This is a genomic window from Streptomyces sp. NPDC088745 (assembly GCF_044751045.1).
Taxonomy (GTDB): domain Bacteria; phylum Actinomycetota; class Actinomycetes; order Streptomycetales; family Streptomycetaceae; genus Streptomyces; species Streptomyces cremeus.
The window spans coordinates 149370-160537 of sequence record NZ_JBIVLB010000016.1 but is presented as its reverse complement, the minus strand read 5'-3'; the positions used below and the strand labels follow the sequence as shown (position 1 = coordinate 160537).

Here is an 11168-nt window from a genome sequence, read left to right as displayed (position 1 = left end):
GGCCGGTTTTTTTATTTTTTGGTTTGTGGCGTTGGTGGGTTACCCCCCCCCCCCCGCGGGGGCCCCGCCGGGGGGGGGGGCCCCCGCCGCGGCGGGGGGCCCCCCCCCCCGAGCCGGTACCGCCCCTCCCAAGGACTCCGAGAGGCAACAAGATGCAAGGCCAGCCGCATACACAGATAGTCATCAACCACACAACCCGGACCGCGTTCGTCGCAGGCTCCTACACGCGTAAGAGCAGTGCGCTGCGCGGAGCGCAGCGGGTCGTGCGCCGCCAGGGAACCGACATCGTCTCGGTGCTGGTCTGCCCTGTACATCAGCGAGCCGACTACCTGAGCATGGCGGACGTCCACGCAGACGTCATGATCTTCGCCGATCCGTCGTGATCGGAGCACCTCGAGCGCGGTACCACCGCATGGAGGGCGAGCAGCCCGCCGGCCTGAACAGGAAGACGCCCGCAGCCACATGGCTGCGGGCGTCTCTCGTCGTGAGCTGCGCCTGGTGATCAGTCGATGTACTTGCTGGCAACCCACCCCGTTCGGCCCTTCATCTGGCCGTTCAGGACGTAGACCCGCATCCAGCCAGCCACCTTCGCCTTGCACTTCACCTCGACACCCTCGTACTTGAGGATCAGGCCGTATGAGGTGTACTTCGTCCCCGGACCGCTCCTCAAGTTCACGTTCTCCGTCGGGTACGTCCACCAGTAGCCCTTGGCATACGTCTTTCCGCAGGCGGACGCGCCGACGGCGGCGGTACTCGCCTGGGCTGTCCCGGCGAGCGCCGGCACCATGAGCAGGGCAGCAGTGGCCCCGGCGGCGGCCAGTTTGGTCGTACGGCTGAGCTTCTGCGTCAGTTTCACGGATGTCCTCTCGTCGCCGAAATGCCTAAGGCTGATCAGGTATTTCTGTACCGAGCCGGGCTGTCCCGTCGGAGGTTTCGGCAGGCCGGCCGGTGTTCCCTCCGTCTGGAGTGGGGAGCGGGCCTTCCCGGTCGGTATGGACAGGCTGCAGACCTCGGCGACGGTTCGAGTCGGGCCAGGGCAGGTTCAGGAACTTCGACGTCACGGTTCCTCCTTCGACACTGTGGGAGTCGGCCTACGCAGGCTGGACGGTGCGTTTGGGCTCACGGTGGGCACTGGGGCCTGGTCGAGAGCGAGGTGGACGAAACGGCATGGAAGGGACACGCGAAGGCGGCCGGACCTGAAGAGGTCCGGCCGCCTGCATCGCGGCGTGTGCCGATGGGTCAGACCGGTCGGGAGAACCGGCAGGGACGGCGGACCGAGGTCTTACGGCTGGGGCGCATGCGACACCTCCTGTTGACGGGCCCTCTGAATGAGGGGTGGCGCCACAGTAGAAAGCGGAAGGAGGGCGTGCGACTGCAATTCCCGCCCTGGAGATTCACGTCTCCCGGCGTTGTCCCCTGTACGGGGAATCGGACGTGTCCCGATTGGTCAGGCGGCACGTGACTGGCTACTGCGCGCGGCGGCGCGGCGTAGGAGAACCGCGTGTTCCTGGACGATGAGGTCGTCTGTGAACTGGTCGGGGGTGCCGGTGACGGTGAGGGTAGCGACCAGAGCGTCACCGCGCAGGACCGCGGTTGCTAGGCTCTGGGTGGAGCTCGTGCGACTGGCAGCGATTCTGCAGCTCGTCACAGTTCGCGCGAGGTCCTCGCACAACCGCAGGGGCCGGCCGTCGGCGGTGCTGGTCATCTGCGGCGGCAGAAAGGCCAGGGCGATCCGGCCGGCGGCTGTCCGGGAAAGGTCTCGGTCCTGCTGTGCGGCGTCGAGACGCAGCGCCAACCGGGGGCTGACCACGTCGACCAGGTCGAGGTGCAGGCCGGCCCCAGGACGCCAGCCTGGGACGTGCCACGCCGTCGCCAGGTTCGTGTCCCTATGCAGGGCGCGTAGCGTCTCGGTGATCTCTGGAGTGCTGGTCCGTACTGGGGCAGGGCCGAGCAGGACTGCGGCGTCGCAGGTCAACCGGTAGGTGCCGTAGCGCTCGCCGGGTTCAGCAAAGCCTTCTTCGACAGCAGTCAGCAGCAGGCGGGAGGCATGGCCGGGGCGCAGCCCGGCAGAGTGTGCGACGTCGGCGACCTGGTGCTCAAGGTCGGCGCCCATCTGTGCCAAGGCACGCAAGACTCGACCGAACGCCCTGGCGGACCGATTGGGTTGTGTGGTGGCCGCCGCTGCGGTCACAGGCTGTTGAGCTGCAAGAACAGGCATGGGGCACCAACTCGATTCGCACGGTGACGCGACTGGTTGAAGGTCGTGACGCGAGAGTGCCAACGAGACCGGACACCGGCTTCCCTACCGTCCTGAGCAGCTGCTCTGTGGGTGGTGTCGTACACGTCGGCATGCGGGACCGACGGAGGCCTGGGAGCCGAGTAGATGCCGGAGCAACGCTCTCATCAGCGGTAAGGACAGGCGCTGGGCAGAGGGACCTCGCACGGTGTTGGTATGTGCGGCATCCGCCCGTTCTACTCGGACTTACCCAGCCTTCCCCAGCCCACAGGAGCCCCGATGACCAGCGTGAATCCCGGACCGATTCCCCCTTCCGGAGGGACGGCAGCCGAAGCCACCCAGCCCTCCGCCGCCGCGCGGCACACGCTCTTGGAGGATTGGCACGCTGCGGGTATCGCCGCCGAGCGTGCTCACCAGGACTACCTCGCCCAGTGGGCGGCGGAGAAGGTCCCGGCCGCGTGCACGGTGGTCTTCCAGGCGGAGGACAGCAAGAACGGCCCCCAGTGGTCCGATCAAAGGGTGACCTTCCTGGGCAGCAGGTCCGGCGCAGAGGACGTCCCCCTCGCGTCCTACGACTCCAGGAACGACCCGGAGCTGGTGAAATCGCTGGACGCACTCACTGAACTCACGCCGCCCGCCCATGAAGATGACGAGCTCCACATAGTCGTCACGAGGGCACGGGCTTGAAGCAGCGATCGGGGCACGGCACTGGCTGTGCCCCGATCGCTGTGTGGGTCACCTCTCCACCTCGGCGGGCTCGAGGCCGAGCAGGCCGACGCTCAGACGCTGAACTCGTGCGTGGGACTGCAGTTCACAGGGCGCGCGCCGCTCTTCTGCACGCAGACACGGATCTTGTGGCGGCCCTCGAACAGGGTGGGGGTCCGCCAGGAGCAGCTGCCGTTGTTGTAGGAGTCGGTGACGGTGGTGATCACCGAGCCGTCCATCCTCAGAATCTGGACGGCCGCCTTGTAGCCGTCGGTCTTGATGTCGCAGGCCGTCACCCTGCCGTTGACGTGGTTGTAGTAGCCCGAGGCGCCGTTGCCGCTGGAGTACCACCAGCCGGAGCTTGCGGACGCGGGCGTGGCGGAGATCGCGGCAACCGCGAGCGCGCTTCCCAGAGCGACAGGGAGGGAGCGCTTGATGAAGTGGGGCACTGGCACGGCTTGCTCCTGTTCATAGCGGGACGAACTGTCGCCAAGACTGTGCCGGTGAAAGCGGACACCATCGCGCCCGCTGTCCTGTCCGCTCGGTGCGCGATCATGAAGCCTATGTCTCCTTCCCAGGGCCTATTCCTCGCCGCACTGCTTTTCACGACCGCGGGGGCTGTTGTCGGCGTCGTTGCGTCCCTCAAGGTTCGCCGCACTCGGCGCCTGCTTCGGGAAGGCTCGGCGGCGCGAGGTGTGGTGACCCGCCATGAGCAGGCTCGTATCGCACCAGGCGCGGACTCCGTGAGTACCAGCCGCAGCGCCGGGACCGCCGTGTACTACCCAGTCATCGCATGGAGCACGGGCGATGGCGAAGCGATGGAGACCCGGGCGGACATAGCTCGCCCCAAGAAGAAGGTCCTCCCCGTCGGTGCTCGCGTCGAGCTCCGCTACGACCCGAAGGATCCGTCACGCTGGATGCTCCCTGCTGAGGGCAACGGCTTCTGGTGGCTCTTCGTCGCCCAGGGTGTGCTCTTCGTCGTAATCGGCTTGGGATTCCTGCTCGGGGCCTGGTCAAACAGGCTCTGAACCGGAGGGCTGGAGAGAGGGCGACCCTCCGGGATTTCGCAACATCTCCCCTTTGAGCCACTGGCCGGATTGACTCTAACGATCGCACTGGGCAATCGCCTCCGACTCTGGCTGGCACATTCCGCCGGACAGCCACATCTGAAGGACCTCCACAACCGCATGTTCGACTACAGGGCCCACTTGTTCCCCGCTGATGAAGCTGACCTCGGCTCCCCACCGCACGAGTTGTCACCAGCCCGTGCCCTCGCCGAGCTTCGCGATGCCCTGGCCGGATGGATCGCCGAGACTGTCGAGCCGTTCACTGATCACGCGTTCAACCCTGACCGGGAGCACGGCGGGCACATCGCCATGAGCCTGTTCGAGGCAGTGAGACACCTGCGTACTACCAGCGATTCAGCGGCGTTGCGGACCGCCACGATTCTGGAGCATGCAGCCGTCAACACCCTCTATGCAGCGAACCTGGCCCGCCGCCACGGCTCGGACCAGGCGCCGTACGGGCCCACGGACTTGAGCACGTATGTCCGGTCGTCGTACGCCGCTGCGGTTTCTGCCGTTCGTCAGGCTCACGCCGCCGCTGCAACAAACCCCTGCTCCTGCGGTCACTGCCCGGCGCGCTGAGCCTCTCCACCATGTCGGCGCGGGCGTGATGAACCGGTGGCGCTCCAAGTGGCACGGTCCGGATTCGCAGTTCCTCGCACCGCACCCCCAGGACGCCGTGGGATGCGCAGACGTCGATCAGGAACCGGCAGCTCGTCTCCGGGACCCGACCGGTCGGCGGCTGCCTGGCCACCCCAGGACGGGCAGTTTCACACTGCACCAACTGGAGAACCATGCGCGAGAACCACCCCATCGAGGAGCTCCTACCGCTGCTCGCCGACGAGCAGACGCAGGCGTACGCACGTGCGATATGGCGGCAGGCGTGCACTGATGTGGCTGAGATGCTGGCCTGCGACGGCCTGCCCCTTTCGGCCGGCATCGTGGAGGCACACCGTGACCTGACCGAACTGGATCACCCTGCGCCCGCAAGGCCGGAACGGACCACCCACAAGGCCGACTGCCGGGCTTTCGACTGCCGATGCGGCTGCCCCCGGGCTCAGGACTGCTCGGACTGTCAGCGATGCATGTGCTGGCGGTCGGAGTGCTGTGCTGAAGTCGCCCTTCAAGCGGCACGGCGCGCGGAGCACACCAGGGCAGTCCGCGCCCTGCTCCCCCTCCTCGACCCGCAGACGCTCACCGCAATCCGTGAAAGCGCTGCGGAGGCTGAGGAGAGTGCGTGGCGCCGGGTGGTCGCCCGGCGGATGCGCACCCTCGTGCCATGCCGAGACCGTTACACGGTCGCCATTTTCGAGGCTGTGGAGACGAAGCTGGGAATGAGTCACGCCGGCTTCGTCGGCCAGGACGTGGAGCTCTACGCCGAAGGACAGAGCGATCCGAACGAGGCCGTCGACCTGGACGACGGGGAGCTGGCCCGGGCGCTGGGTGCCCTGAGTGCACTTCTGCGCCCAGCGGAGGGCCATCGTCTCGTCGTGGACTTGTATCTGGGCCGAGAGCAGTCGTAGCCCGCTGCCTGATGCCGAGATGCGGGCATGCTGAGCCACCGGCCCTGTCAACTATGGGGCCGGTGGGCCTCAGACAGTTGTGCGCCAAGCCCCCGTGAGAGACGTCGTAGTCGTAGGCGAGGGGTACGTCAGGTGGCTTCCAGGCACCGGCTGTAGAGGTCCGTCAGCGTCCCTAGTTGGGAGGAGCCGTCGTCGCCAAGAGGGTGCTGCTCCCACCAAACCCGGATCTGCGCTGTCTGCTCCAAGCCACGTTCGAGGGTGATGCCGGCCCGTTCGAGCCAGGCGCGCCGCGCATGTTCCAGCTCGACAAGGAGTTCGCGCCCAGGCCGCCGCCCGAGTTTGTTGTTCACCAGGGCGGCGGCTTCGTCCTCCGGCTGAGCCTCGGCGGCCGGGGAGGCCACCCGCAAGACATCTCGCACTTCGGTGACGCGAAGGCCGGTCTCTTCCAGGGCTTCGACCGTTTCCCACAGTGCCTGAGCGATGTCTTCCTCGGTCTGCAAGGAGACGAGTACGGCGCCGCCTGGTGCGCCGGGCCAGCGAGCAGCGCCGGTCAGCCACTCCCAAGTGGCTGCGCCGGATCGCTCGAGGTTGCCGGGGAGCGCTGCGGTGTCCGGAGCACCGAGGAAGTGGACGTACGCCTCGTACGACCACCCGCCGTCCGGCATCTCATCAGCGGCTGGCAGGTCGAACAGCGAGCTTTGGCCCTCGCAGATGTCCAGGTCATCTTGCATGCGATCACCCTAGGTCCGGTACGCCCGTGCCCTGGACCCCAGCGTGGTCAGCGGGCCGGCCCCGGTCCGCCGAGTCGTAGCTCAAGAGGCAGCCGGGGAAGGCCCTGCAAGTGCGATTCGCGACGACGCGGCATCCCCGCGTCTTCTCGTGTCTCGTGGTGGGCGGCAAGAGCGTCGGGCGGATGCGCCTGAGGGCACCGACCGCACGATGCAGCTCCCTTGCCACCCAGCCGCACCAACTTCCATTAGGAGTACCTGTGAACCATCTGCCCCTGGCTGAGCCCGAGGTCAACGCGCTGGCGTTGAGCATGATCGACCTGCGCATGATGCACATCGTCAGCGGCGTTCCACAGCAGCCGACGCCCATCAAGGGCCGCGAGCACGAGTGCATCGCCGCAGAGCTGGGGCTGCCCGTGATCGCACTCGACGACGCCCTGCGTGCCTACGTCGACGAGCACCGCCGCTTCCTCTCATGGCATCCCGCAGCACCTCTGGGCATCAGCGCCCACAAGCTCGCGTCGACCGGGTGGGTCGTCAGTGCTCTGGAGACGAGGGCTGCCCTGACCGTGCTCGACAGGAGCAGTAGCAAGTTCGTACGTACGGTCGTGGGAGGCCGCTTCGGCGCTGCCGGCGCGGACCTTGAGACATGGGACGACTGGACGAAGCTGCTGCGGGGCAGCGCGGAGTCCGGTTCCCCGCTCCTCTTCGGTCCGCCGACATACGACGGCCCCTGGGCAGAGGCCGAGCTCCTCCTCGACAGCGACTGGCGCTCGGCTTAGTTCTCGCCGTCGTTCCCTGCACCCCGGCCGGATAGAGCAGAGTGGCCTCGCAGGCGGGGAGGGACTCCGCCCGCGAGGAGGGGGTGCCCGAGTCATGAGGGATCAAGAGCGGGGAGAGTGCCGCGCCAGCATGCTGGTTGCCGTCGACGAGCGTGATCTCGCCTTCGTCCCGGAGGCCCGCGGCAGCGGTCAGTCGTTCTCCCTGTACTGGCACAGTGTGCACGCTCGGGCGGAGGAGGCTCTGACGAGAGGCGAACAGCCTTTGCTGGCGCCCTTGGTCGACTTCGCCTACATCCGTGCGTGCAATGACGCGGGGCTGGACCCTCGCTCTAAGGCTGGCTTCAACGCGTACGCGGGCCGCTTGCACCCGGTGGATGAGTTGTGGCCGTTCGCTGGGGAGTCTCCAGAGGCGATGCTGCGGGAGATGCGCAGGGAACAGTCGGCGTGGGCCATGATGATCCGCTGCCAGAAGGTGTTCGGTGCGGCACACTCTCGCTTTGGTCCGCAAGCGGAGGCTTGGGCCAGGGACTGTTCTACCCGCGTCCTACACGCCCTCATCGACGAAGTGCACGGCGGCGATGCACCGTCTACAGCTGCGTATGGCCTGGTCACCCTGGTAGCTAAGGCCGCTGGTCTCGAACTCGGCGCATACTCGCTGGCGGTGGAGGCTGGTCCGAAGCGGGGGGTTCAGGACCGGGACCGGGAGCGTTTCGCCGCGGCGTTGGGGGCCTCCCTCATCGCAGGCGCCAAGGGGGTCTTGACCCTGGAGATCGGGGATGCGCGACGCGTGCAGGTCTGGGAGCTGGCGGATCAGCGTCTCACACCCAGCGAGCACGGGCAGCTCCTCCTGGAGCCGGATGGACACGACGCGCTCCAGCCGCAGCCCGTGTACGTGCCCGGCCCCTCGCTCCCCCAGCCGATCTGACCGACTGCTCTTCGAAAGGATGAACCGCATGAACACCACTCCGGGGCACCCTCACGGAAGGCATTTCCGGCACTGCTTCGTCTACGAGGGGAGCTTCTGCTCCTGCGGAGGCCAGTACACCGGAGACGACGCCGGCCCGCGCCTGGACCTGCCTCCCGTCCCCTTCAACCTGCTCGGCCCCCGCCGTCCGCCGCAGGGCGAACTGCAGTGACCCACGCTGTCGTCTCCGCTCACGGGCCAGGGCTCGATCGCACCGGCACGCCGTGGGCTGTCCACGGAGCAGCCATGGTCGAGCAGTGGCTCAACGACTTCTTTTGGAAGGACATACCCCTGGGCCACTTCGTCACGGGGGTCGACGTGGCCTTTCTGGACGGGCCAGCCACGCCCCTGTGGCGCAGCAAGGCCTCCTGCCGCGCCTTGCCCGCTGGCCCGCCCCTGAAAGACCTGCCGCCCCTGGACGAAGCCTTCTACGACATGTGGCACCCGTTGTGGTACGAGCTGGTCGATACCTGGCATCTGACGGGCACGTGGCTGCACCCCGAGAGTTCCTACTGCATAGACCAGCTCGCCTTCGCCGAGCAGCGGGCCTACCTCTACATCGGCTGCCACGACCGGGAGAACCCCTTAAGGCCCCGGCGGTACGACGCGAGTCTTAGCCCCGTCTTCCACGATCAGGGGGTGATCGCCTTCCCTCTGCGAACCTTCCGAGCCCTCGAGTTTCACGCAGCCGGATACTGCCCGGAAGCGGCGATGCTGCTGTGCGCCGGCACCGCGGTGGTCGAATCCGCTGTCCACGAGGCGCTGGAGATGCACCAGTCCTTCCCGGGACAACCCGTTCTGGATCCGCACACCGCAGACCTCACCATTGACGTGACCATCCACTGGGGACACGGCGGGGTTTCGACCACCGGCCAGGCGCACACCCAGTAAACGCCCAGCAGCGAGGCTCTCAGAGCCGCTGCAGCCCTCGGCCCGCTTCCGGGGTGCAGGGTCCACCCCCGTGCTGTCCCGGTGTTCGGCGAGCCTCACGAAGAGCACCCGTTCGAAGGCATGCTGACCGCCGTCGAAAGCACCCGGAGGACACTGGTCCGGCGTCCCGACTGATCTTGAACTCAACGGCGTGCTGTACATCGACGATGGAGACGTACGGCACGCGTGTCAGGGGTGGTGTCGAGCGCCTGGCGGGCCGACCCTCGATGAGATCCAACGCCCACGTCGTCGGCGCCCGACACGGCCAGTGTTCCGTACTGGAACCCCTATTCACAACCGCCTCTGTCGCTCAATGACCGCCGCAAGGCCCCCGCGCGAGGTCGAGCCGGCAGCAGTTCGGTCTCGTAACCGACGGCGACGGCGTGCGCAGCGGTCCGGGCTCGAAGTACTCCCCGGAGCCTGGCGACGAGGAGGCCGACAGTCTGGGAGCGCACCCGGAGCGCGGTAGCGATCTCGGTGTACGAGTCTCCCCGGGCCAGCAGGTGAAGGACCGCCGCTTCGTGCTCCGTCAGCTGAGGACGCCACCGCTTCAGGACGGGCCGATCGATGTGGCGATGTTCGACCTCACACCCGATGCCCACGGCCTGCAGCTGGGTGGAGATCTCCTCGGCCAGGACAACGGATCGATGCCGGCCGCCGATACAAAGGACATGAACATCGACGCGGTGCAGCTGTCCGCGGGGCGGCGCTGGGAGCCGGAGGAGAGCCAGTGCGCGTTGCACGCTGCGGTCGACGAGCTGATCCGCTCCGCGCGTGGACATGACGTAGTGACGTACCTCAGGGTCCAGGCCTGTGGAGTGGAGCATGCGCTCACGGACGGCAGGGTCGTCAGGCGGGTTGCGGAGCGGACGGGCGTCTACGCGAAGGGCATTCCCACTAGGAGCGTCGTGGTGACCTTCTCCGTACGAGGTGATCACCGACTGAATGAAACCGGAGGGACGGGCGTGGCCGCGTAAGGCGTGCTGAATCATGAGCTCAGTGTTCCGACGCTTCACGAGCCGGGGAGGAGAGTTGTCCTTGTTGCCTGTTGCCACTCTCGTCTACCGCTCTGCCCGGTCGCGGCCATGGACGGGGCCGGCACCCGAAAAGGGCTGTCGCTTATTGGCTGGTTAGGCGTAGTCTGCGAGCAGAGGCCGAGACCATCTGCGCAACCCCCCGCGCTGGTGCTCGGCCTCTCATGCTGTCGATATCGTGAGGCTGCGCCGGATTCGAGTGGACGTGCCAAGTTGCTCGCATGTTCCTCGGCGGCATGCTTCGGTTACACCTCGGATTCGCGGTCGCTGGGCGTCTGGTCACCTCAAGCGTGACGATCGACTGCATGTCCACAGCCCCCGAGCAACAGACACCCGCAGCAGCCCCGCAAAAGCGGCGGCCCGTCGTCCGGGCGACGCGGTTCTCCGTGAACCTGCTGCCCGAAGAAGCGCCCGGCCGTGACGCCTTCACCATCACCGTCGAGTACAGCGGATCCGGACGCTATCGAGTCATCCGCGACGAACTGTGCTCCCTCGGCGCCGACGGGAAGTGGTCCTGGGGGTACCAGTGGCCTGGAGGCGATCGAGAGCCGGTTACCGACGCCGAACGGGACGACTACCACGCAGGACGTGACGCCTGGGTTGCCAGCCACCAGTTCGATCTTGAGACTGCGCTGCACCTGGCCGAGCAGGCTGCTCCACACGTTCGGGTCATGCGCACCACCGCCGCCCAGGCGCTCGCGGACTACCTCGCGGAGATGGAGCGCATGGGCCGCTCGGACTGAGGTGAGCACGTGCCCGTGTCCCCTTCTCCACGCAGAATTCGCAGACCGTCGCTTCCCCTGGGCTCCAGGGCGATGCTCGTCGGGCAACGACGCCGTAACACCGTGAACGAAGAGAGTCTCCGATCATGCAGAAGAAGAAGCAGATCACTGGCGATGCGCGACGCAAGCTCGCCGCCGACTTCAAGAAGAAGTACGAGGCCGGCGCCTCGGTCCGAGCCATCTCGGACGAGCAAGGGAAGTCGTACGGATTCGTCCATACTCTGCTCGGCGAAGCCAAGACGACCATGCGCGGCCGAGGTGGAGCTCTCCGGAAGAAGACCGCCTAACGGGCTGGCAAGGAAGTCGACTGAATCCAGTCTGCAGGCAGCGGGGCCCCCCCCCCCGGGGGGGGGGGCCCCCGCCGGGGGCCCCCCAAGAGCCGGGGGGGGGGCGGGAAGGTGGGCACCCCCCCCGCCACAC

15 protein-coding genes are annotated in these 11168 nt (G+C 67.2%); 10 read left to right on the top strand and 5 right to left on the bottom strand.

What is annotated here, in order from left to right:
* Positions 1 to 502: 502 nt before the first annotated feature.
* Complete coding sequence (locus ACIP93_RS31835; RefSeq protein WP_401764508.1) at positions 503 to 856, bottom strand: SH3 domain-containing protein; 354 nt, start codon at positions 854 to 856, stop codon at positions 503 to 505.
* Between the two features lie 591 nt (positions 857 to 1447).
* Positions 1448 to 2218 (bottom strand): helix-turn-helix domain-containing protein, encoded by a 771-nt coding sequence (locus ACIP93_RS31830; protein ID WP_401764506.1) that lies wholly within the window; start codon positions 2216 to 2218, stop codon positions 1448 to 1450.
* 297 nt (positions 2219 to 2515) lie between these two features.
* Between ACIP93_RS31830 and ACIP93_RS31825 the strand changes: the two genes are divergently transcribed.
* Entirely contained in the window at positions 2516 to 2923 is a 408-nt protein-coding gene (locus ACIP93_RS31825) for a hypothetical protein (RefSeq protein WP_401764503.1), read from the top strand.
* Between the two features lie 92 nt (positions 2924 to 3015).
* Here the strand turns inward: ACIP93_RS31825 and ACIP93_RS31820 are convergent, their stop codons facing one another.
* Complete coding sequence (locus ACIP93_RS31820) at positions 3016 to 3396, bottom strand: hypothetical protein (protein WP_325745449.1); 381 nt, start codon at positions 3394 to 3396, stop codon at positions 3016 to 3018.
* Positions 3397 to 3444: 48 nt separating this feature from the next.
* Between ACIP93_RS31820 and ACIP93_RS31815 the strand changes: the two genes are divergently transcribed.
* From ACIP93_RS31815 to ACIP93_RS31805, 3 genes are all read left to right on the top strand, one after another.
* Positions 3445 to 3969 carry a DUF3592 domain-containing protein gene (locus ACIP93_RS31815; protein ID WP_401764500.1) on the top strand — a complete coding sequence of 175 codons (525 nt, stop codon included), beginning with the start codon at positions 3445 to 3447 and terminating at the stop codon, positions 3967 to 3969.
* A gap of 159 nt (positions 3970 to 4128) precedes the next feature.
* A complete protein-coding gene (locus ACIP93_RS31810) occupies positions 4129 to 4587 on the top strand; it encodes a hypothetical protein (protein WP_325745451.1) in 459 nt (152 codons plus the stop codon).
* A gap of 212 nt (positions 4588 to 4799) precedes the next feature.
* A complete protein-coding gene (locus ACIP93_RS31805) occupies positions 4800 to 5528 on the top strand; it encodes a hypothetical protein (RefSeq protein WP_401764498.1) in 729 nt (242 codons plus the stop codon).
* Between the two features lie 128 nt (positions 5529 to 5656).
* On the opposite strand, the gene ACIP93_RS31800 is transcribed toward ACIP93_RS31805, so the two are convergent.
* Positions 5657 to 6259: a hypothetical protein gene (locus tag ACIP93_RS31800; RefSeq protein WP_401764495.1), complete on the bottom strand. Its 603-nt coding sequence runs from the start codon at positions 6257 to 6259 to the stop codon at positions 5657 to 5659.
* Positions 6260 to 6516: 257 nt separating this feature from the next.
* On the opposite strand from ACIP93_RS31800, the gene ACIP93_RS31795 reads away from it, so the two are divergent.
* The 4 genes from ACIP93_RS31795 (at position 6517) to ACIP93_RS31780 (ending at position 8893) form a co-directional block, all read left to right on the top strand.
* Positions 6517 to 7038 carry a hypothetical protein gene (locus tag ACIP93_RS31795; protein WP_401764493.1) on the top strand — a complete coding sequence of 174 codons (522 nt, stop codon included), beginning with the start codon at positions 6517 to 6519 and terminating at the stop codon, positions 7036 to 7038.
* A 130-nt stretch (positions 7039 to 7168) separates the two neighbouring features.
* The gene (locus ACIP93_RS31790; protein WP_401764491.1) at positions 7169 to 7963 is read left to right on the top strand and encodes a hypothetical protein; all 795 of its coding nucleotides are present in this window, start codon (positions 7169 to 7171) and stop codon (positions 7961 to 7963) included.
* A 28-nt stretch (positions 7964 to 7991) separates the two neighbouring features.
* Positions 7992 to 8174: a hypothetical protein gene (locus ACIP93_RS31785; protein ID WP_358250666.1), complete on the top strand. Its 183-nt coding sequence runs from the start codon at positions 7992 to 7994 to the stop codon at positions 8172 to 8174.
* A 74-nt stretch (positions 8175 to 8248) separates the two neighbouring features.
* Positions 8249 to 8893, top strand: coding sequence for a hypothetical protein (locus tag ACIP93_RS31780; RefSeq protein WP_401764488.1), 645 nt, complete (start codon positions 8249 to 8251; stop codon positions 8891 to 8893).
* Between the two features lie 326 nt (positions 8894 to 9219).
* On the opposite strand, the gene ACIP93_RS31775 is transcribed toward ACIP93_RS31780, so the two are convergent.
* Entirely contained in the window at positions 9220 to 9924 is a 705-nt protein-coding gene (locus ACIP93_RS31775) for a hypothetical protein (RefSeq protein ID WP_401764486.1), read from the bottom strand.
* 347 nt (positions 9925 to 10271) lie between these two features.
* Here ACIP93_RS31775 and ACIP93_RS31770 point away from each other — a divergent pair, with 347 nt between their 5' ends.
* Together ACIP93_RS31770 and ACIP93_RS31765 are read left to right on the top strand one after the other, a co-directional pair.
* A complete protein-coding gene (locus ACIP93_RS31770) occupies positions 10272 to 10709 on the top strand; it encodes a hypothetical protein (RefSeq protein WP_401764485.1) in 438 nt (145 codons plus the stop codon).
* A gap of 125 nt (positions 10710 to 10834) precedes the next feature.
* Positions 10835 to 11035 carry a helix-turn-helix domain-containing protein gene (locus tag ACIP93_RS31765; RefSeq protein ID WP_401764482.1) on the top strand — a complete coding sequence of 67 codons (201 nt, stop codon included), beginning with the start codon at positions 10835 to 10837 and terminating at the stop codon, positions 11033 to 11035.
* The last annotated feature ends 133 nt before the right edge of the window (positions 11036 to 11168 follow it).